This window comes from Pseudomonas umsongensis (genome assembly GCF_012647205.1).
GTDB lineage: Bacteria > Pseudomonadota > Gammaproteobacteria > Pseudomonadales > Pseudomonadaceae > Aquipseudomonas > Aquipseudomonas umsongensis.
In genome coordinates this window covers 2,506,021-2,524,564 of sequence record NZ_CP051487.1, presented here as the reverse complement: position 1 = coordinate 2,524,564, position 18,544 = coordinate 2,506,021, and the positions used below count along the sequence as shown (strand labels likewise).

Below are 18,544 nucleotides of genomic sequence, written 5' to 3'. Positions count from 1 at the left end.
TCTATTTCTCCTGGCTGCCGCCGTTACAGGCGGAACTGAATTTTGTTGGCGACGATCCGCAGTTGATTGACCAGGTCCGGCGGCAAGAGCACATCCATCCGGTTCGGGTCACTGGCATTGCGCTCGGCAATGAGATTGGCCTTGAAGTCGTCGATGTTCTCGACCAGGCCCAAATCCTCCCACTCGCGGAACTTGGCGATGGCTTCGGCCTTCATTACGACCGGGGTGACCACCGCCTGGCCGATGCCGTAACGGGTGCCGTCGTCGGCGAGTTTGTGGCGCGGGTACTTGCGCAGGATGTAGTCGCGCCAGTCGTGGCGGATGTACATCAGGGTGAACAGCGTTTCGCTGTCCAAGTAACTGATATCCGATGCGCCAGCTGCATTGGTTTTGTAGGTGGTGATCAAACGCTCGGCGAGCATCACGCCATCGGAGCTCACCTTCGTGGTCGCGATGCCGTCGAACAGCAGCAGGTTGCGCTCCTGGTTGGTCAACCGATTGGCGGCTGCCGGTGGCAGGCACCACACGTAAGGCAGGTTCTGAATCGGGCGAGCTGGATCAATGGCCGCGTAGTACGCAGCGATCGCCATCGTTTCAGCGGCCTTTTCGTAAGCCGGCATCGGCTCGTCGTTGGCCATCGCGATGACCAGGTGTTCGTTGTTGTGGGATCGCCCCAGAGCACTGAGCGTACCCTGCGTACCGCGTGCAGCCGTAAAGGCATGCGCTTCAATCTCACGACCCCACGCGAAGCGACTATCCAACTCTACTTTGAGCTCGGCCAACGTAGCGGCATCGGAATACGCGACGCCCCAGGCGTGGAACCACTCATCACCGATAGCAGCGAGTGCCGTGGCCAGCGAAGGGTTGCTGGTGCCGCCGGCAAGCCCGGTAATGACAAGCGTCACCCCCGCAGGGAGAGCCTGACCGGAGTAGTAATTCACCCGTGCGTTGATGCTGTTGCCAGCTTCGCCTTTATGACGGCAGGTGAGCGTGACCGTGCCGGTAGCGGCCGCAGCGGTAACCGGCATGTCAGCGGCAGCCGTGATGGCCGCGGCGACGGCAGTGGCAATGATCGCGGCAGTGTTGCCGCTGATCACACCAACGGAGACACGCCGGCCAGCGATCATCAGTTCAATGGTGCCCGACGCGGTGGCGGTACCGGTGAATACCAGGGTACCGGTCGCCGCAACGCCGGCGGCATTATCGACCAATGGCATGACTTGCAGCTCGGTGTAGCTATCAACGGCCAAGGCCGCACGGACCATGCCGGCCAGCATCGACCCCGCACCGAACTGGGTGTCGGCTTGTGCAGCGCTGGTGATACGGATCAAAGCGCCCGCAGGCGCGAGGCCGGCGACGAGCTTTTGCCCGATCAGCAGACGACGATAAGTCACAGCCTGAGGGCCACTCACCGCCTGGCTGTTATCAATCTCGCTGTACACGCCTGGCTTGTGCAGGGCGCCGGGGCCCGGGATTGTGTTAAATCCGATGCTCATTGTTTGTCACCCTTGAGTTTCAGGTCCTGCACGGCAGGCTCGACGATTTCAATGTCACCGGCCGCTTCTTTGCGGAGCCAGTAACTGTTCATTTCAACCAGCTTGCCTTCCACAGGCAGGGCCTCATAAGTATCCGGGTCGCGCACCAGGCAGCCGACGGCGGGTTTAACGTGCTGTTGCGTTGTCATGGGTTCAGGTCCTCGATGATCGTTTTGGCACGATCCGCCGGATTGGGTTGCGCGTTACTCAGGCTGTACTCGGTCGTGACCGTGTTCAGGTCCGGCAAGCTCTGGTTGAACAGGTCGTCAGGGTGACGATCGAAGTACTCGGCCTCGAAGATCAGGCGGCAGGCGCCGGTGAGTTGCTCCGACTGATCGAGCAGCACCATGCGAGAACGCACGTATTGCAGGTCATTCGCGGTGTCGCCGAGGGTGTCGTCCATGAGCAACAAGCGCTCGACCTGCCGGGCCAGCGTATCAAGAGTGTCATCCAGCGCATCGTTGCCTTCGGCGTGGATCTCGACCACCAACTCAACGCGGCGCCGATACTCGCGAGGCGCCTGATTAAAGATCTCGCCCGACTCGTCCATCGTGTAAACGATGATCGCCGGGAGCTCGCTCTGCCAGCCGTTGGAAATGAGCGGCCTCACACGGCTGGCATAAACGCTTGCCCCGACATTGGTAGCGCCCAGCAGCACCGCAACGGCCTGCTTTCGGATCATTTCTCTTGGGTGTGCCATGGTCATGCCTTCCGATATAGGTTGTCCGTTCCTTTCTTCTTCCATACTTCAGCGTCTGGAAGTCAGTTTTATCAAGGAAGGAACATGCACCTGTGGGCTACGAATATGCCTCCCAAGCACGTGATGATTACCCCTTCACTTTCGAGCCCACAGGTGCGCTTGCGCCCTCTAACGAATACTCAGGGAAAGCCCGACACGGCTCTCTATATCGCTTTCGCTGGACGCAAGCATGCATGTCCCTGCATGTACTTTAGCGCCGGTGGAGGTTGTTGATGCAAACGCTCCTGTCTCAGAGATTCACTGCTTATGTCGGAATAGATTGGGCCGATACCAAGCACGACGTGTGTTTGCAGGTCGCGGGGGAATCCCGGCGGCACTTCTCTGTGATCGACCACACGCCCCAGTCGATTGATCGCTGGGCGAAATCGTTATTTGAGCGCTACGGCGCTCCGATTGCGATTGCTCTTGAGCTCAACAAAGGCCCGTTGGTGGCGGCCCTGCAAAAGTACGAGTTCTTTTGCCTGTTCCCCATCAATCCGAGTACCTTGGCCAAACACCGTAAAGCCTTTGTCGGCAGCGGTGCCAAGGATGATCCGACCGATGCGCAATGGGCGCTTGAGTTGTTGCTCACCTATCCCCAACGGTTTGCGCAGCTGATGCCGCAAAGCCCGGCGATGCGTATTTTGGCCAGCCTGACAGAACATCGACGGGCACTGGTTGATGAGCGAGTAAAGGTCAGCAACCGCCTGATCTGTACGCTCAAACAGTACTATCCAGCGGCCCTGGAGCTGTTTAGCAATCATGACAGCGTGGTGTTCTGTGACTTTCTGATGCGCTGGCCCACGCTTGAACACCTCAAGCGCTCTCGCCAGAGTACTTTTCTCAAGTTCTTTAACGAGCACAACGCTCGTCACGCTCAACTCAATCAAACGCGCTGGGAAATCATCACCCAAGCGATGCCCTTGACGCAGGACCCGGGGGTAATACGTCCTTCGCAGTTGTACGCAACAGCCTTGGCGTCGCAACTCAAAGGGCTCATTTGCACCCTCAAGGATTTTGATCGCGAGATTCAAGAAACGGCCAACAGCTTGGCCGATTACCCGATCTTCAAGGCACTCCCTGGCGCCGGCCAACATCTTGCACCGCGTCTGATGGTGGCTTTTGGTGAACAGCGTGATCGATTTAGCGACGCCAATGCAATGCAGCGATATGCCGGAATCGCACCCGTGACCCAGCGTAGCGGCAAGAAGACAGTGGTGTATTGGCGCTACCAATGCTCAACCTTCTTGCGTCAGACCTTTGTGGAATGGGCCGCTCACAGCATCACTCAATCAACGTGGGCCGAGGCTTATTATCGGCAGCAGCGGGCTAAAGGCTGCTCATACCAGGCGACCCTGAGAGCACTCGCTTTCAAGTGGATCAGAATCGTCTATAGGTGCTGGAAAACCAGCACCTACTATGACGAAAAGGCTTACTTGCAGGCTTTGACGGGGCGTGGATCCACGTTGGTAGAGGCGCCGATGGAGGTAGTCTCAGGTTGACGGACAGGCTCAGGGCGTGAAGGGGGATCGTCACGCCGGCCACGCCATCGAACTGCGGTTCATTGATCATGTACAACACACCGCGAGCTCGAACCCGGTCACGGTTTGTTGGGTTGTTTGGTAGATCGACCAGGCGAATGCCAAGGATTGGGTTTTGGCTCGACACCGGCGCACCTGTCTCGGGGTCAACGGAGATGTGTGCGGTATCGAACACGGCTTGGGCCAGAGGCACACCAGGCTCTACCCCATCAGTCAGCCAGTACACAGCGCCCTCAGGGTCGAGGGTCGCTGAAGGTTCGCTGAAGGTGCGGATCGAAACGCCAAGCATGCGCTGGGCCATTGAGGCCCAGCCCATTACACCGGTGCCGGAGCAGATACGCCGTTGAGTCGGCAGGCACCGGTCGCGCTCGGGTTGGCCGCAATCTCGGTGGCCATGCCGACCAGCACCAGGCCGGTGGCAGAGACGTTGGTCAGCACTCGGGAGGTGGTGTTCATGTACAGCAGGTCGCCCACTGCCCAGGCTTGGGCGCTGATTTTGTTCAGGCCAAAAACACCTTCGAGCTTGAGCACCACAGGCGCGCCGGCAACTTCGGTGGTGGCTGCCACGCCGATGACCGAACCAACTTTATAAAGCTCACCGGAGACAGTGCCCCCGGCCGGTGCAATAACGGTGAGGCAGTCGCCGCGCTGGATGAAAGTCTTCATGCAAGGTCCCCTTTCGAGACTGAAACTGGAAAACTAAAATGGCGCCATCTGGCGCCCTTTTAGGTCTGCGTATACGCGGTTAAGCGCCTGGGTTTTTGTACGTCCCGCGCCAGTCGATCCATGCCGCACCGAAGACCAGGCGCGCCTTGATTTCCATACCGTCGACCTCGAAGCCTTCGCGTGTTTCGGTGAAGACGCCCGGCTCACCTTCCAGATAGGCGTATTCAAAGGTGTCAATGAGGCCGGCTTCAGTGAACAGGTACCACTGGTTACCCGTGATACGGCCATCCACGATGACGACCAGCGATGTATTACGACCATCGTTGATGTCGGAGTTCTTAGCCGGAACATATTGAGAGCTGGTGAACTGAAAGGCTTCCAACTCCTTGTCAGGGCCGACTACCAAGTAACGTGGCTCGACATTGAGGAAGGCGCCAGCCTTGGATTTTTGCTTGCGCATTGCGGCGCGAGCGGCACCCAGGGTAGTGGTATTGATCGCGCCACCACTGGCAGCCAAGTTGCCGTGAGCAGCAACATAGATCGGGTTGTTGTCAGTGAAGTTAGGGTTGCTGAGGATCAGGTTCCAAACCAGGTTGGATTCAGTCTCAGCTGCGGCCAGGCCATACGCTCGAGGAATGCGGGTGAGTGCACCCAAGTCATCGTTGATAACCGCTTCCCAGGTGATCGCAATGATCTTGCCGAATTTGGTGACGCGGATCGGTGCGCCTTCTTCTTCGAGCTTGCCGTACTTGTACTCGCCGTGTTCTTTGACCTCTTCCAGTGCAGCGATATCACCCAGGGCAGCCCGGGTTGTAGCACGGAAGTCGGGAACAGTGGTCTGCTGCCCAAGCAGGCGCCAGGTCTGTGGAGCTTGGGCGTATGCGTCGCGAAGGGTTCGAGTGACGCCACCGCCGAGCAGGATCGGGAAGTCGCTGGTGGTTTGCATGCCGGCGGCCCGCATGGCGGTGCGGTCACAACCGAGAGCTGCTCGCGCCACTTCCTGTGGAAGCATGCCGCGCGCATTGCCGCCGACAGTTTCTACACACTCACGCGCCAGATCGAGCAAGCGCATGCCGCGGAACTCGCGGGCGCCATCAATCAGGGCGATGGTTGGGTTGCAACGGTTGAGCAACGCGTTCTGCATCGCTTCGCGTTTAGCAGTCAGAACGGTCTGATCCAAACCACCGACGACGGTAGGCTGACTGTTGCGTGTTTCGGTCTGGCTGCCAGCCTGGCGTTCGGCCACTTTGTCGATCAGGGCAGCACTGGCATCCGCGATCGATACGCCGCGGGCTACCAGGTCATCAGCGACATCGTCACCTAGGCCAACCTTTTTCGCCATCTGGCGAATGGTCAGGCTGCGTTTGCGCTCAGCCTCTTCCGCTTGCCGGCGGATCTGCTCCTCGGCCGCGCGCTTTTCTTCTTCAGTCATCGGGTTTTCCTCGGTGGTGTTGGCCACGGCGGCCGGTTGGTCGGGAGGCTGTGGAGCCTCGCGAACTTCAAAAATGGTGTTGAAGCGTTGGCCCTGGTAATCAGCGGCAGTCTTGGCGCTGCGGAACTTGCCGCCGTCGTCGAAGCCGATCGGAACCAAGGAAATTTCCATGGGCTCCCAATCGACGGCGCGATAGGTCGGCAGCTTGTCGTCGGCGCTTTCGGTCACCTCGTATCGGTGCACCGCATACCCGACGCTAATGTTGCGAAGGATTCCGTCTTGAACATCCTTGAAGATCTTTTCGACGTCATCCCGTTGGCTGAAGCGGATAAGAGCACGCCCTTCAGCGCCCTCGATCCAGGCCTTTTCGACGACACCGATCACGGCGTCCAGCTCATAGGAGTTATGGGCGTTGAGGAACGGTGCACCATTATTAAGGCGATCCAGCCGGACAGCGTCTTCGCTGACCTCTAGCTCTTCCATGTAACTGCCAACATCCCAAGACCAGCGCCGACCTTTTGCGCCAGTAGTCCAGGTAAGTTCGACAGTACGCGCGTCAACGTCTACCGATCCCGCACGAACGGCGGCGCGCAGGCTGAGCATTGGTGTTTCATGCGTCTTGTTTGTCGTCGCCTGATTCGGAGTTGGCATCGTCTGGTTTCTCTTCGTTGGTTGGCGGCTGACTGGGTGAGCCGGCGGCCGCGACTCGGCGCGGGTCGCAATCCAGGACCAGGCCGTATTCGTCGATCATTTCGTTGGCTTTCTGGATTTGCTCTGCGTGCCGTTTCGGGTCTGTGATGCCCAATTCCCGCAAAGCGTCGGGCCAGGTAGTGAGTCCATTGCGAACTCGCGTGATAACGTTTTCGGTTTCCGACTTCGGATCGACCATGTCGCGCCGAGGGGGAACCCAGTAAGCCTTGACGTCATCAGTGACGCCGCCGGGCAGCAGAACTTGAGCCTCCATGAACCAACGCCAGACCTGATCGCATAGCTGAGGGATCAGCATTCGCCACTGCCAGACGTCTACGCGCCGGGCAAAGTTGAGCCACCCCATACGACCGCTGGAAAAGTTGACCCCCTTGAGGTCACCGGTCAGCAGCTCGTAAGGGACGCCAAGGCCGACAGCGATGGCATGAAGCGCTTGCCAGGAATAGGTTGTGTATCCATTGAAGGTGGGCGGCGTACCGAAGCTAACCGCTTCCCCCATCGACAATTCCTGAACAATCCCAGGCTCCATTCGATCAATGAGCGCAGGACCCTTCTTCACACCCGTATGGGTTTCAGGGTCCTTGGTAACGAACGCCGCAAAGCAGGCAGCTATCTTCGCCTGCTCCATGACGGCATCTTCCATCTCGTCGAAGCTACTCATGCGCTGGATCACCGGCGCCAGCCAGGTGTAACCACGGGCCTGGCCTGGCCGCTTGCGCAAGAACACATGAATGACATCTTCGGCGGGAACCCGCGTGGACTGCAGGGAGCCCCATGTCGCATTGGAGCCGGGATGTTTATCGAACAACCAGTAAGCCACTCGGCGACCTAGGGCGTCGAACTCGACCCCCTGAATGACTTCATTCAGGCCAAGGATTGCTGCCTTGTTCTCGTCGAGAAAGTCAGCCTCAAGAACCTGGAGTTGAACCGGGACAGGCAGACCGTCGGAACTGAATCGACGCCGGCGACGGATCAAGCATTCGCCGCTTTCAGCGACGGCCTCCATGATCATGTGTTGCAGGCCGTAGAAATCTTCCAGGCCGTCAGCATCGCAGCAGGTGGTTTCTGCCCAAGCCTTCCACAAGTCCATCAAACGCAGACCATCACGGTCGCGCTTGGCCAATGGCAGCGGCACGATACCGGCGCCTACGGCGTTATCAGCGATGCCGGTGATAGCTCGCTCAGCGAACGGGTTGTTACGGCGCTGGTCGCGCGCTCGATTGCGAAGCTTCGCAAGAGCCGGTGCATTCTCTGCGTTCGCATCGGCGCCAGTGGCACGCCACCTATCGTTTCTGCGACCGCCGGCCGCGCCCTCGAACCGACGCTTAATTAGGTCCATCGTCATCTCGGTGCGCAGCTTTTTCAGTCGCGCGTCCGAGCGCTTCGCGGCGTACCCAGGGAACAAGCTGTCGAGCATGCTCATGGGTAAAATCCTTTCGAGAATGATGTGAAGCGGCGTCCGCCGTCGTTGTTCGCGGATAGCCCGAGATCATTGGCCATCAGCTTTAGAATCCGGATCATCTCGTCGAGTGACCGGTAGGTGACGCTCTTGTCGGCGTAGCGGACGGACAACGCGCCTTCGGCGATGGCCGCTTGCAAGGCCTGGTACTGCTCGATTGTGAAAGCCATAAGTCTCGCTACCAGAAGGTTGATTTCTTCCGCGGCCGTTCTTCAGCGTCCGGTTCATTGCCGCCAGTTACAGCTGCAACCAGCAGATCGAGATCAAGCCCGAACCGCTGCTGGCAGATGCGCAGCGCGGCGAGCGCGTACACGAAGCAGTCGAGAGCCTCGTTTCGGCGGCCGCCGCTGTCCCAGCGCATCACGCGCTTGCCTTTGGATATGGCTGCTTTCTTTTTTTCAGAGGTGAGTTGCTTCACTTCCGATTCGTCGCAGATCGCGTCGTTGGCCGGAAGGTGAACCACCCCGGGCTGAGACATGCCCGCCTGGGACGCAGCCGTATCGACGGGGAGCCCCATCCGGCTGTAGAGCAGCTCTTTGGCGTTGTCGGTACCGACCTCGGTGAGGTAGACCTTGTGCACCTTGTTCTTTGTGCGCGGGAAGTTTGCGATCGGCTTGCCGTAGACAGTCGCGCCACGGATTGGAACAACCCAGTGCACGCCGTGCTTGCGGCTCTCCGCATAGACCTCGTCGGCATAGTGGCCGCCGGCGTCCCAGGTCCAGCGCTCCACCTTCATGATGGTGCCGTCCACGCGGGTGAACTGCCGGTGCAACTCAAGCCCCACCTTGCGGCGTAGTTCTTCGCTGGCCGGGTCGCCCATCAAGATGAAACGATGGACCAACCAGGCTTCCTCGCCGGGACCGAACGCCCATACGCGACCCTCGAAACGGTCGTCCTGCGTATCGATACCACCGACAAGGACCAGACCGAGGGCCGGTACCTGTGGGAAAACTTCGCGGCGACCGTACAGAACTTCCGAGTCAAGCTTCTCGCCCTGGTCGTCGTCCCACGTTTCGCCGCGGGTCGTGTTGATGAAGGTGATGAGCTTCGACACATCGCCTTTGATCTTCAGCCATTCCTCGGCCAGGCTGAGCCAGGTACTCCAGGTGCTGTAGATCGCCCAGATACTGAAGCTGACCGAGCGTGGCGTGCGGATGATTTCGTCATCCGCCCCAAACCAGTCCATGCCGTCGCGGGTCCAGATACCGGTGTGCTCGCAGATCCACCGGCCCGTCTTGGACGCCTCGACCATTTCGTTGTGCCAGATGATGCAAGCCGCGTGTTCGCACACGTACCAGGCTTTCTCGGCCTCACCCAGCGCGTTCTTTTCCCACTTCAGGCCGAACTCGCAATCCTTGCCGCCCCACTTGAGCGTCTGCTCTTGCCGGCAGTGCGGGCAGTCAATGTGAAATTTGAGCAGGTACGGTGACTCTTCGACGGCCTTGGTGATCTGGCAGGAGCCGACACGTTTTGGCGTAGAGCCACGAATCGACTTCGGGTAGATCGCACCGTTGAGTCGCTTGTCGCCCAGCGTGATCGGCGCGCCCTCACCCTCGACGCTTTCGTCAAAGTTCGAGAGCTCGTCGTAGATCACCTCGTCAGCGGATTTCTCACGGTAGTTGCGCGAAGCCTTGCCTCCGCGAATCCAGAGGGTTCGCCGGTTGGCGAATATCTTCTGGTCCAGGGTGTTGTCGCTGTGCTTGCGGCCGAACCAAGGAGCCAAGTCGCCAAGCACAGGAACGTCACGGATCATACCGTTGACGTGGCTTTTGCTGATGTCCTCGGCGTCCGGGTCGGTCGGGCTCCACATCATGACGTTGCGGCGCTTGTGCTGGATCTTGTAGCCGATGTTCGCCATCAACAGCTTGGTGTAACCGATCCGCGCCGACTTGATGAAGTTGACGACGTTGATCAGGTCGTTGCCCATGCTGTTCAGGATCGCAACCTGAAACGGCTCGGTCGTCCACTTGCCCTCGTTGTAGGAGGACTCGGCAGACATGTAGAAATTTGCATCCGCCCACTCGACGGCGGTTTGCGGTGGTTCCTTGTAGAGCGCCTGGAGTCCTAGCTTGATCGACTTACGCAGATCATTCAGCCATGGACTCAACGTACTCATCTAATAATTCCGGAAGTTGCTCACCAAAGCTGGCAGCAATATTTCGAGCAAGCGCAATCTCCCGCTCCACCGACTCGATGATCCGAGGGTCAACCTCCGGGTGACGCCGAGTGACGGTCTTGCCGACGGTGTCCAGTTTCGAGCCGATCTGTGCAGCGATTTTGGCGAGTGCGAATGTGGCGAATGGAACCGGCACCAGTTGCTTATCCAGCACCAGGTTCTTCTTCTCCTGGGCGATCCGTTGGGCAGCGGTCAGGCCTCGACGCTCTTCGAGCAGCTTGTACTCGATCATCGGATCGACACCTTCGGTTCCCTCACCCGCCGGTTGTTGTTTCCGTTGTGAGTGGTCAACGCGATTTTCTACCACGTTTTGCACGGTGTAGAACGCCTCTCGACCGATGCGTGCGACGGGCGCAACTCCCCATTTGTCAAAGGCTTGCGGGGAAATCCCGAGGCTCGAGGCCATCTCGGATTTGTTCAACCACCCGCGCTGTTTGGTTGTTTCGTTTTTGGCCATGATTAAACAACAACCAACCTCTGAAAAAAGGTCATACATATTTGATGGGCGGGGCCCGAATTACCCGCATGGGGCTGGGGGTCCGGGAAGGACCCAAAGGGGGGGTACCCCTCCCCCTGCCGGCCATCATCGGGCTGTGGACAGCGCCTGATCCATCGCGCTGGCGAACTCACGCTCACGGTTCGCCTTCACGATGTTGTCTGCGATCTTGTAGAACGGAACGATCACTCGATACCCAGGCTCACTGTCACTGAAGATGAAGACAGGGCGAACAGCATCACCGAACGCCGTCTTCTTCCTCTCCCAAATACCTTGGGTACCATCGACATCACCAGAGAAGTACTTGTCGGCGTTGCCCTTGCGCTTACTGCGTTTACTGCCAGTAGCGTTGGCCTGCACACCACTCACCGTTTCGGCCGCACCGAGGCCCGACAGGATCTTCATGATCGTGCCGCGCGGGACGTTGCCGAATTGGTTGACTGCCGATGGTGCTGGGATTGCGTACTGCCCCGAGTTCATCAGACCTTTCGCGATAAGGGCTTTCTCGAAACGCTTGTGAGGCCGACGACCACCCTTTACTGCTTGTTGCAGATAGGTGTCAGCAGGAACGCCAGACGTCCATGCATCTTTGAAGAAAGTGCGGGCCTCGGGATTGCCCTTCTTGGCGGCCTTCACATAAAGGCTGTTCAGTGTGGTGGCGGTCGGTCGATCAAGCCTCTCTCTCATTACCGAGAGCTCGCCCTTTTTCACCAGCATGGCCAACTTTGTAGCCATCAGCGCAAATGCGAAAGGCAGTTGCTTGGCGCCCAATGTGCGCAAGGCCTTCGAAAGCTCTTCCACATTGGTGCCGGCATCGATCCTGACCATGTTGCACCTCAGCTTTTATGGCGGTCATCTGGTGCATGGCCTTTATTGCAGCCCAGGCAATGCTCGCAATTCAATGTGCGGCACAGCCAAGCCTTGACTCTCTGCCACCAGATAACCATGAAAACATGCCTTATCCCGGCCAACGCCAGAGACACATGCAGCGTCAGGCCGGCAGTCGTCGGGCCGATGAAGATGTTCTGGTTTCGGGTCATCACCACGAAACCACTGATGGCGATCGCCGAGTAGATCAGCTTCCCGAGGATGCCATCCCTGACCCTGCCACTCAGCACACACCAGGTTGCCCACAGCGCTATCACCCCACAGGCGATGGAGCTGATCAATTCGTAATTCATGGTGGATTACCTCCGCCGAACCTCTGGCGGATGAGCGCCCAAAGATCCGCGGCTTTAATGGCGCGATTGATCGCCGCCAGGAGGGAGCCGCCGAAAGTGCCAAGTAGAAAACCGATGCCGGCGACGATGCTCGGCTCAGTCACACCGAGGTATGCGCTGACCATGCCTGTCAGATACAGAGAGCAGGCCACTCCAGTGACCAAGAATATTGCCCAGGCTCGCCAATCAGTGAGGTCGTCCTTGTGCCACCAACTTGCGACGATGGCACCAATCAGGCCCGCGACCAGCCACTCAGCTTTGTCGAACAGGCGGTGCAGAAGATCCATGCGCTCGACTCCGACTGCATGACAGGATTGAATCAGCCCCAGCGGCACTCCCAGCTCGGAGCAATGGGTGTGGTGGGCCGAAAACGAAAAAGCCCCGGCAAATGCCGAGGCTATGGAAATTTTGACTAAAAAGTGGGCTGGCTCAAATGAGCAACAGCTAAGTACTATCGTCGCCTCTCTATCTCAACCCACAAGGAAGAAGCAATGAAACAACGGCAACAGCAAACAGACGCTTTCAAAGTCAAAACCGAATCGGGAAAGGTCTATGGCATAGCTGAGTTCACGCACCAGATCTACCAAGAATTCCTGAACCCTGCGGACAACGGTTGGGCCAACGGAATGAAGCAATACAAAGTAGCTGGCGGCGGCAATGCGAACAAAAAAAGCGAAACGGAGTACGAAATCGTTGCGACCGGCGAACTCGCTGTTCGGATCTGACGAGTATCAGAAACGAAAAAGCCCGACCTATGAGTCGGGCTTTGCTCGCGGAAAAACCGCAAAGTAACTGAAATCTATAGCTCGCCCCCGGCCCTGTCAAGCGGCCGCACGACGAAAATCTAAAGCACCATCGATCCAGGCAATGCCAGCCTTCCAGAGTTGCCGGGTCTTCTCTTCACCGAAACCCAACTTCTTGCCCACATCGACCAGCGCCTTATCCCGGGCAGTGTAGTACTTCATCAGCACGTTTCCGCATTCGGGGTATCGTTTCAACAAACGACCCATCAGGCCGTCAATCATCAAGGCGTCGTCATCAGTGATCATCGGCGTATGCAGGGTGTTCTCGCGAGAGGCGCAGCAGGATACGCCTGAGCCCAGTACAACCCAGCGACCCCAATGCTCCAGCAGGTCTTCCGATGTGCGCTCGGTGAAGCTCTTCGTTCTGGCCATTGATCAATCCCCTGTGTAATTCGATCCGCCGGCACCGCGACGGTTATTGTGTTCGTACTGCGCTGCCGGGCCGGCCATCAGCGACCCGCTCTTCAACTGTTCGATCTGCTGATCTGCGGCCTGGAGTCGAATGCTCAGCTGCGTTACCAGGATCTCCAGCGGCAGCGACTCACCAGTCTCGGCAGCAATCCAACCGGAGGCGTTGCACTGCACGCAGGCCAAGTCGTGGAAGACACCCTTCACCACTGCCCTACCCTTGCAGACAGGGCAACGAGCCAGATCGAGTTGAGCGGCACGAAACGCTGGACCGTGGTTCTTTTTCATCACCGCCCGCCCCCCGCCATTGCGGCGTCGATGTTTTCGTCGCAGGTGCGCCATGCATCACCCGGAATCATGAAGGACAACCCCAGCATGCCCTTCCCTCGATCATCCCAATCCTTCAGCACTCCTATCAGGCGGCGCTGGAGCCAGCGATACCGCTCGGCGTCCTTGCGGAATACATCATCACCAGCCAGGGCGGCTCCGGCGATGCGCAGCACCGCCCGCGACAGATCGGCATGCCCAGATCCGTCACCGCTCGTAATTTTTCCAAACATCTCCACCGAAAAGTTCACAGCCTTGCGCAGCGCCTCGTTCTCGGCCTGGAGGCGTTCGACCTCAGAAATAAACGCTTTTGCCATGCCGTAATCGGTATCGAACAACCGAACGACCTCTTCGACAAAGCGCCGGCCGTGCTCTTCCGGATCCACCAGACAGCGGCGCTCATCAAGAGCCGGCACAAGTTCGGCGAGCCGTTGCAGTTCGGCGAGGTCCGGAAAATCACCCTGAATCATCATTTTTAAACCTCGCCTATGGTTGATTCTTGATTGGCCTCGCAGCCCTTATGTTCTGCGGCTTCCAGCGCATTACCGGAATCTCCCGTTCTAAAGCCGGTCAATCCGTGAATCAGGGCAAAACCCTTCTGGTCTAGATGGGCGTGCCACTGCTCTAGGGCATCACGCTTGCGACTCATCACGTCCGACTGGATGTACACCTTCACGTTGTGCACCATGGCGTGGTTGATCAGCAGCTCACCAATCAGGTAGTCGATGCCGATGTCTGCCCAACCGGTGCGGGCCACCTTGCGCAGGTCATGGCTGGTCCACTCGCCCTGCCCCAACCGCACGAACACGGCGCTGGCCTGGCCTTCACTCAGGGCCTTGCCGTTGCGCGCCGGGAACAGGAACTGGCCGTCGTAGCCCTTGGCGTACTGGCCTTCGCGATAACTGACGAGCAGCGCGCACACTTGCTCGGTCAATGGCAGGTGATGCTCAACACCGGTTTTGGTGTGTTCGGCTGGAATGAACCACTCACGCTCAGCAAGGCTGATGTGCGACCAGCGCGCCTGCCGGGTTTCGCCGATGCGCGTGCCGTGGCAGAGCATCATCAAGGCGAGCATGGCGTCCAGCGGCGCGGGCTCCATGACAGCGGCCAGCTGCTCCAGCAGCCCCGACAGCTGAACCCCACGCAGGCGCGACGGCTTGATCCCGACCTTGGCCTTCGAGAAGTCGCTGAACTTGATGGTCGCCATCGGGTTGGCCGAGATCAGCCCCAGCTTGAACGCCTGCCGGAAGGCCAGGGCCAACAGCTGAAACACCGAGCGCACGTAGTCGATGGAAATGCTTTCCTGCAGCGGCCACATGAGCTGGCTGTCGAGTGTTGCCTTGTCGATACCGGTCAGTGGAAGCTCGCCCAGGCGTGGAATCAGGTGGCATTTGATCGCCGAGGCGCCGGTCTTCTTGCGCTTGCTCGACAGGTTGCGGTCGCGCGACATGCGCTCGGCGTACCAGGTCAGCAGCTCGCCGACATTGACCCACTTCGACAGATTCGCGCCAGTGCCGGCCTCCAGGCGCAGGCGGATGGCCGGCAGCGCAGCAACCACCTGCTTGGTGTTGAGGTCGGGATAGCTGCCGATCAGGTTCCATTCGCCCTTGGTCACCAAGTACCAGGACGCCCGGGCACGAGCCTTGGTGAAACGCAGGTACAGGCCGCGATTCTCGACGTCGCGCAAATCCCGGACATTGCCGGAAGCCTGCCGTTTGATTTCGGCGTCGGACATCTTCACGGCGGCGCTGGTCATGCGGCCACCACTGTAGGAGCGAGCCGCAGGTAGGCGCGGATCTGCTCCATCGTGTCGAAGTGCCCACGGCACACCACCGCCAGATAACCCTGAGCATTGAGCTTGCGAATGCGTTCGTGCTGGCTGGACGAAATCGCGGCGTCGTTTGGTGGCGTGGCCTTGAATTCGATGTACAGACCGAAGAACCCGCCGCGAGCCATCGGCAGAACCAGATCAGGTATGCCGGCTTTCACACCCTGAGCCTTCAACTTCGCAGCAACGGCTTTCACGCGATGCCCGCCGTTCGGGACGTGAAAGATCAGGTCAGCGACATCCGGCATACGGATCCGCAGCTCGGTCATCAGCGCGGCCTGTTCCTGCCCTTCGCGGTCGATAGACTTGGCGCGTACCGGTTTCTGCTTGAACTGCTTCATTACGACGGGCGTCATTCGCGATTACCCCGCGCGATTCGGGCACGGCGCTCGAGACGGCGGATGCCCCACCAAAGGCCGACGGCGGCGACCGTCATGAACGCGATGTACAGATGAAGCAGGATGTCGTTCATGCCTTCTCTCCTGTGGTGATGTCGATTACTTCGAAAGTGCTCGGCCACATCAGACCGCCGAACTTCTCGGCAGCAGAGCGATGCTCGAACAGCGCTACAGCGCGATCTGGTTTATCGGTGAGATCCAACTTGTAGGCGCAGCAGTGCACCGCATACCGGTACTCGACCGGGTCGGTAGGTGCGAGATACGGATTAATCACGGGCACCTCCCAGTTTCGCGCGCAACTGTGCAAGAGCTCCTTGGCCAACTTCTGGCGTCGCCCTTCCTGCGGCACGGGCAGGTAGAGCCTTGGGCATCGCCTGGAGTGGCAAGCCGGCAAGCAATCGGCGGATGGTGATCGTGTAGTTGCGTTCGAATAGCTTCAAGCTGAGCGGGGTATCGAGCTTATTCAGGCTTTCGAATCCGCATTCCTTGGCGGTGTGCCACACCGCATCATGCGACCACTTACCCTGGCCAGCCATGCCCGGGTGAGCATTGCGACACGCCTCGCGGTGCGCCGCAGCGAGCGGTGGCAGACCAAGCATTTCGGGGGTTGGCTTGCACCATTCGATGAACTGGCCAGGGCTTGGAATGAAGTCACCGGGCTGTTTGCGAACCTGAGTCATGCCGAAGTCGATCTGACCCTGAGTGCAGATGCCTTCCTCGAGAAATGCTTGAAACCATTGGCGCTTAGAAGCACGGTAGGTTTCTTTGTCGGGCCATGCCTGGCGCCACGCCGAGCGAATGGAGCGCAGTTCCTTGAACAACTCGTTGATGGCTGTCACCAACGTGCTATGGGCTCCATTCGCCACCGGAGGTACATCGCCCGCCGCGATGAACTCACCGGATTGGGCTTTCGCCCATAGGTCTTGAGCAATCACAGAGACGGTCTTCATGAGTTCACCCCGTTCTGCCATTCGGTGTCGTCATCATCAAAGTCTGATGCAGGCGCCTGCTTCGGCTTGAATTGCTTCACATTCGAAGCGGCAGCAGCCCGGGCCTTGTCGTTGTTCACCCACTTGACCAGCATGCCCACCCATTCAGCCTGGGTGTTGACCTGGTGCTGAGGCTCGTAGTGACCAGTGAATGCGACGCGAACTTGCTCAGTGAACAGGTCAAGGGACAACCCGCGGTGCAAGGCGTAGGTTTTCAGCAGCGTTTGATCCGGTACCCAGTCGAGGGTCATTTCGCTGGGCATGCGAGGGTCGACGGCCTCCTGCGCAGAGAGAGGTTCTTTATTCTTCTCTAAATCTTCTTTAGGTAACGCACCGCTAACGTTCGCAGCGTTACTTTTACCGTTACTCGCCTTGTGATTCGCAACGCGTTTTGCCGTGAGAAGCCTGTTTTTAGCGGTCTTCCCGTTGTGCCGCTCGAAATGCGGAAGACTGATCACACCCTCGGCCTCGATCATCCAGGCGACCGACTTCATGTGTTCGCAGAAGCCGATAACGCCGACGAGACGATCAAGTAACTTTTTGCTAACGCTCGGAGCGTTACCGTTTTCGGTTTGTTGGTCGAACCATCCCCACACGCGCATCAATTTGCCGACAACAGCGTCGGGGTCGATATCGGCCAAGTCCGCAATCTGGCAAACCTCAGGCTTGTCCAGGGTGGTGAGTTCGAATTTGATCCAGTCGCCGGCCATTACGCGGCCTCCTGCAGAAGTTCAGCGAGGCGGGTTAGGCCTTTCGGGGTGACCATAGGGTCGAAGGCAGCTCGCTCGATTCCGGTTTCAGGATCCGGCTTGAGGGCTGTAACTTTGTGGGTCATGTGACCCGAGGTGATGCGCGGCTGATAGGCAACCCAGCGCTTGCACCCGTGGCGCCGGAAGATCCAGCGGTGCTGCTCCAGCCAAGCGAACAGGCGCGCCGGAGCCATACTGAGCAGCTTGGCTGCGTCAGTGATGCAGATCGCGCCACCGGCTGCAGCGAGCCTGTTGATGGCGGCGACCTTCGGGGCCTGCTTTGATATGACAAGTTGAAGCTCGCCGTTCTTGTCTGCGAGATCTGCGGCAAGTCGGAGGGCTTCTGGGAGAGATTGAGGGATCGAGACAACCTGTCGCGACAGGTTTTCCAGTTCGCCTAAACGTGTCACGACACGATGACGAAGTGGGATGCTGTAACCGGTCAACAGGGTTTCAGTAAGGACGCGATCAAGGTGGAATTCAGCGGTGTAGTCCCGCCCGTCCTTCACTTCCCGGAGATGGCGCAGATCTGCGCCATCATCCGACAGCGCCTTGCGCATCACGCGGATGTCGCGAATGACGTCCTTGTGCTGCTTGCTAGTGAGATTGGCGATCTCACGGCTCGACATGGTGACCGTATTGCTTGGAGCGACGATCGTGTTCATAATGGCCCCTCAGTGTTTTGCGTTTTGAAGAAGCCGGTCTAGCCACCGGCTTTTTTGTGCCTGTCATTTCAGCACTGGATGAATCAACAGCTAATCCGATGTTCTGCCCGTGCCGCCCTATTCCCGCGATACTTGCTTCAACAGCTCGATCAGGGACGACCCCCATGACCATTTCTTCTTCCAGTCCCGAAACAGGGACCAGCGCCAATCTTGAAATCTGCAACCGGTCCACCTTCCGCACCGTGCGGTCCCTAATAAGGGCCGGTACTCATCGCTTGGGACTGAAGGCAACCACGTTGCTGTCGATTGGGACGTTGTCGCTTGCTGCCTTTTTCAGTCCCGGCATGGCTAGTCGCAAAATCTGCGAGGCCAATGCATCCGGGGTGATCCCGATCTCCGACGCCC

24 protein-coding genes and 1 pseudogene are annotated in these 18,544 nt (G+C 58.7%); 2 read left to right on the top strand and 23 right to left on the bottom strand.

The features are described from left to right. Positions 1–23 precede the first annotated feature (23 nt). The 3 genes from HGP31_RS11425 to HGP31_RS11415 are packed head-to-tail and all read right to left on the bottom strand — an operon-like array spanning position 24 to position 2,235. Entirely contained in the window at positions 24–1,496 is a 1,473-nt protein-coding gene (locus HGP31_RS11425; RefSeq protein WP_168757719.1) for a phage tail sheath C-terminal domain-containing protein, read from the bottom strand. Next, positions 1,493–1,684 carry a DUF2635 domain-containing protein gene (locus HGP31_RS11420; RefSeq protein WP_168757718.1) on the bottom strand — a complete coding sequence of 64 codons (192 nt, stop codon included), beginning with the start codon at positions 1,682–1,684 and terminating at the stop codon, positions 1,493–1,495. The genes HGP31_RS11425 and HGP31_RS11420 overlap by 4 nt, the downstream gene beginning before the upstream one ends. Next, positions 1,681–2,235 (bottom strand): hypothetical protein, encoded by a 555-nt coding sequence (locus tag HGP31_RS11415; protein ID WP_168757717.1) that lies wholly within the window; start codon positions 2,233–2,235, stop codon positions 1,681–1,683. Before HGP31_RS11415 ends, HGP31_RS11420 begins: the two co-directional genes overlap by 4 nt. Before the next feature lie 272 nt (positions 2,236–2,507). Here HGP31_RS11415 and HGP31_RS11410 point away from each other — a divergent pair, with 272 nt between their 5' ends. Beyond that, on the top strand, positions 2,508–3,776 hold the full coding sequence (locus HGP31_RS11410; protein ID WP_042955929.1) for an IS110 family RNA-guided transposase: 1,269 nt from the start codon (positions 2,508–2,510) through the stop codon (positions 3,774–3,776). A gap of 49 nt (positions 3,777–3,825) precedes the next feature. Here HGP31_RS11410 and HGP31_RS30955 read toward each other — a convergent pair. The 10 genes and pseudogenes from HGP31_RS30955 to HGP31_RS11365 form a co-directional block, all read right to left on the bottom strand. After that, positions 3,826–4,104: pseudogene (locus tag HGP31_RS30955) on the bottom strand (head-tail joining protein); the annotation flags it as partial. Between the two features lie 26 nt (positions 4,105–4,130). Next, the gene (locus HGP31_RS11405) at positions 4,131–4,481 is read right to left on the bottom strand and encodes a DUF2190 family protein (protein WP_168757716.1); all 351 of its coding nucleotides are present in this window, start codon (positions 4,479–4,481) and stop codon (positions 4,131–4,133) included. Positions 4,482–4,560: 79 nt separating this feature from the next. Then, positions 4,561–6,516, bottom strand: a complete 1,956-nt coding sequence (locus HGP31_RS11400; protein ID WP_168757715.1) for a prohead protease/major capsid protein fusion protein — start codon at positions 6,514–6,516, stop codon at positions 4,561–4,563. A gap of 7 nt (positions 6,517–6,523) precedes the next feature. Beyond that, complete coding sequence (locus tag HGP31_RS11395; RefSeq protein ID WP_168757714.1) at positions 6,524–8,044, bottom strand: phage portal protein; 1,521 nt, start codon at positions 8,042–8,044, stop codon at positions 6,524–6,526. Next, positions 8,041–8,250 (bottom strand): phage head-tail joining protein, encoded by a 210-nt coding sequence (locus HGP31_RS11390; protein WP_168757713.1) that lies wholly within the window; start codon positions 8,248–8,250, stop codon positions 8,041–8,043. The genes HGP31_RS11395 and HGP31_RS11390 overlap by 4 nt, the downstream gene beginning before the upstream one ends. A gap of 8 nt (positions 8,251–8,258) precedes the next feature. Next, a complete protein-coding gene (locus HGP31_RS11385) occupies positions 8,259–10,196 on the bottom strand; it encodes a phage terminase large subunit family protein (protein WP_168757712.1) in 1,938 nt (645 codons plus the stop codon). Further along, the gene (locus HGP31_RS11380) at positions 10,168–10,713 is read right to left on the bottom strand and encodes a terminase small subunit (RefSeq protein WP_168757711.1); all 546 of its coding nucleotides are present in this window, start codon (positions 10,711–10,713) and stop codon (positions 10,168–10,170) included. The genes HGP31_RS11385 and HGP31_RS11380 overlap by 29 nt, the downstream gene beginning before the upstream one ends. Positions 10,714–10,839: 126 nt before the next feature. Beyond that, positions 10,840–11,580 (bottom strand): hypothetical protein, encoded by a 741-nt coding sequence (locus tag HGP31_RS11375; RefSeq protein ID WP_168757710.1) that lies wholly within the window; start codon positions 11,578–11,580, stop codon positions 10,840–10,842. 8 nt (positions 11,581–11,588) lie between these two features. Further along, entirely contained in the window at positions 11,589–11,933 is a 345-nt protein-coding gene (locus tag HGP31_RS11370) for a hypothetical protein (protein WP_168757709.1), read from the bottom strand. Further along, the gene (locus HGP31_RS11365; RefSeq protein ID WP_168757708.1) at positions 11,930–12,259 is read right to left on the bottom strand and encodes an MFS transporter; all 330 of its coding nucleotides are present in this window, start codon (positions 12,257–12,259) and stop codon (positions 11,930–11,932) included. The genes HGP31_RS11370 and HGP31_RS11365 overlap by 4 nt, the downstream gene beginning before the upstream one ends. A gap of 204 nt (positions 12,260–12,463) precedes the next feature. On the opposite strand from HGP31_RS11365, the gene HGP31_RS11360 reads away from it, so the two are divergent. After that, positions 12,464–12,697 carry a hypothetical protein gene (locus tag HGP31_RS11360; protein WP_168757707.1) on the top strand — a complete coding sequence of 78 codons (234 nt, stop codon included), beginning with the start codon at positions 12,464–12,466 and terminating at the stop codon, positions 12,695–12,697. Between the two features lie 96 nt (positions 12,698–12,793). Here HGP31_RS11360 and HGP31_RS11355 read toward each other — a convergent pair whose 3' ends face one another. The 10 genes from HGP31_RS11355 to HGP31_RS11310 all read right to left on the bottom strand — a co-directional run bounded on the left by HGP31_RS11355 (position 12,794) and on the right by HGP31_RS11310 (position 18,371). Next, positions 12,794–13,147: an antiterminator Q family protein gene (locus HGP31_RS11355; RefSeq protein WP_168757706.1), complete on the bottom strand. Its 354-nt coding sequence runs from the start codon at positions 13,145–13,147 to the stop codon at positions 12,794–12,796. Between the two features lie 3 nt (positions 13,148–13,150). Next, positions 13,151–13,471 carry a hypothetical protein gene (locus HGP31_RS11350; RefSeq protein WP_168757705.1) on the bottom strand — a complete coding sequence of 107 codons (321 nt, stop codon included), beginning with the start codon at positions 13,469–13,471 and terminating at the stop codon, positions 13,151–13,153. Then, positions 13,471–13,983 (bottom strand): hypothetical protein, encoded by a 513-nt coding sequence (locus tag HGP31_RS11345; RefSeq protein WP_168757704.1) that lies wholly within the window; start codon positions 13,981–13,983, stop codon positions 13,471–13,473. The genes HGP31_RS11350 and HGP31_RS11345 overlap by 1 nt, the downstream gene beginning before the upstream one ends. Positions 13,984–13,985: 2 nt before the next feature. Continuing rightward, entirely contained in the window at positions 13,986–15,266 is a 1,281-nt protein-coding gene (locus HGP31_RS11340; RefSeq protein ID WP_168757703.1) for a tyrosine-type recombinase/integrase, read from the bottom strand. Further along, positions 15,263–15,694 carry a VRR-NUC domain-containing protein gene (locus HGP31_RS11335; protein ID WP_168757702.1) on the bottom strand — a complete coding sequence of 144 codons (432 nt, stop codon included), beginning with the start codon at positions 15,692–15,694 and terminating at the stop codon, positions 15,263–15,265. Before HGP31_RS11335 ends, HGP31_RS11340 begins: the two co-directional genes overlap by 4 nt. Positions 15,695–15,806: 112 nt before the next feature. Further along, positions 15,807–16,010: a hypothetical protein gene (locus HGP31_RS11330; protein WP_168757701.1), complete on the bottom strand. Its 204-nt coding sequence runs from the start codon at positions 16,008–16,010 to the stop codon at positions 15,807–15,809. Beyond that, on the bottom strand, positions 16,003–16,707 hold the full coding sequence (locus HGP31_RS11325) for a replication protein P (protein WP_240963536.1): 705 nt from the start codon (positions 16,705–16,707) through the stop codon (positions 16,003–16,005). The genes HGP31_RS11330 and HGP31_RS11325 overlap by 8 nt, the downstream gene beginning before the upstream one ends. Beyond that, entirely contained in the window at positions 16,683–17,435 is a 753-nt protein-coding gene (locus HGP31_RS11320) for a DnaT-like ssDNA-binding domain-containing protein (RefSeq protein ID WP_168757700.1), read from the bottom strand. The genes HGP31_RS11325 and HGP31_RS11320 overlap by 25 nt, the downstream gene beginning before the upstream one ends. Next, positions 17,435–18,139: a phage antirepressor KilAC domain-containing protein gene (locus tag HGP31_RS11315; protein WP_240963535.1), complete on the bottom strand. Its 705-nt coding sequence runs from the start codon at positions 18,137–18,139 to the stop codon at positions 17,435–17,437. Before HGP31_RS11315 ends, HGP31_RS11320 begins: the two co-directional genes overlap by 1 nt. After that, positions 18,090–18,371: a hypothetical protein gene (locus tag HGP31_RS11310; RefSeq protein WP_168757699.1), complete on the bottom strand. Its 282-nt coding sequence runs from the start codon at positions 18,369–18,371 to the stop codon at positions 18,090–18,092. Before HGP31_RS11310 ends, HGP31_RS11315 begins: the two co-directional genes overlap by 50 nt. Positions 18,372–18,544: the final 173 nt, after the last annotated feature.

Coding starts and splice junctions, on each gene's coding strand:
- HGP31_RS11425 (WP_168757719.1), bottom strand. CDS start 1,496: ATGAGCATCGGATTTAACACAATCCCGGGCCCCGGCGCCCTGCACAAG.
- HGP31_RS11380 (WP_168757711.1), bottom strand. CDS start 10,713: ATGGCCAAAAACGAAACAACCAAACAGCGCGGGTGGTTGAACAAATCC.
- HGP31_RS11355 (WP_168757706.1), bottom strand. CDS start 13,147: ATGGCCAGAACGAAGAGCTTCACCGAGCGCACATCGGAAGACCTGCTG.
- HGP31_RS11385 (WP_168757712.1), bottom strand. CDS start 10,196: ATGAGTACGTTGAGTCCATGGCTGAATGATCTGCGTAAGTCGATCAAG.
- HGP31_RS11415 (WP_168757717.1), bottom strand. CDS start 2,235: ATGGCACACCCAAGAGAAATGATCCGAAAGCAGGCCGTTGCGGTGCTG.
- HGP31_RS11370 (WP_168757709.1), bottom strand. CDS start 11,933: ATGAATTACGAATTGATCAGCTCCATCGCCTGTGGGGTGATAGCGCTG.
- HGP31_RS11410 (WP_042955929.1), top strand. CDS start 2,508: ATGCAAACGCTCCTGTCTCAGAGATTCACTGCTTATGTCGGAATAGAT.
- HGP31_RS11345 (WP_168757704.1), bottom strand. CDS start 13,983: ATGATGATTCAGGGTGATTTTCCGGACCTCGCCGAACTGCAACGGCTC.
- HGP31_RS11420 (WP_168757718.1), bottom strand. CDS start 1,684: ATGACAACGCAACAGCACGTTAAACCCGCCGTCGGCTGCCTGGTGCGC.
- HGP31_RS11375 (WP_168757710.1), bottom strand. CDS start 11,580: ATGGTCAGGATCGATGCCGGCACCAATGTGGAAGAGCTTTCGAAGGCC.
- HGP31_RS11405 (WP_168757716.1), bottom strand. CDS start 4,481: ATGAAGACTTTCATCCAGCGCGGCGACTGCCTCACCGTTATTGCACCG.
- HGP31_RS11335 (WP_168757702.1), bottom strand. CDS start 15,694: ATGACGCCCGTCGTAATGAAGCAGTTCAAGCAGAAACCGGTACGCGCC.
- HGP31_RS11395 (WP_168757714.1), bottom strand. CDS start 8,044: ATGAGCATGCTCGACAGCTTGTTCCCTGGGTACGCCGCGAAGCGCTCG.
- HGP31_RS11350 (WP_168757705.1), bottom strand. CDS start 13,471: ATGAAAAAGAACCACGGTCCAGCGTTTCGTGCCGCTCAACTCGATCTG.
- HGP31_RS11315 (WP_240963535.1), bottom strand. CDS start 18,139: ATGAACACGATCGTCGCTCCAAGCAATACGGTCACCATGTCGAGCCGT.
- HGP31_RS11365 (WP_168757708.1), bottom strand. CDS start 12,259: ATGGATCTTCTGCACCGCCTGTTCGACAAAGCTGAGTGGCTGGTCGCG.
- HGP31_RS11320 (WP_168757700.1), bottom strand. CDS start 17,435: ATGGCCGGCGACTGGATCAAATTCGAACTCACCACCCTGGACAAGCCT.
- HGP31_RS11360 (WP_168757707.1), top strand. CDS start 12,464: ATGAAACAACGGCAACAGCAAACAGACGCTTTCAAAGTCAAAACCGAA.
- HGP31_RS11400 (WP_168757715.1), bottom strand. CDS start 6,516: ATGCTCAGCCTGCGCGCCGCCGTTCGTGCGGGATCGGTAGACGTTGAC.
- HGP31_RS11325 (WP_240963536.1), bottom strand. CDS start 16,707: ATGGCAGAACGGGGTGAACTCATGAAGACCGTCTCTGTGATTGCTCAA.
- HGP31_RS11340 (WP_168757703.1), bottom strand. CDS start 15,266: ATGACCAGCGCCGCCGTGAAGATGTCCGACGCCGAAATCAAACGGCAG.
- HGP31_RS11390 (WP_168757713.1), bottom strand. CDS start 8,250: ATGGCTTTCACAATCGAGCAGTACCAGGCCTTGCAAGCGGCCATCGCC.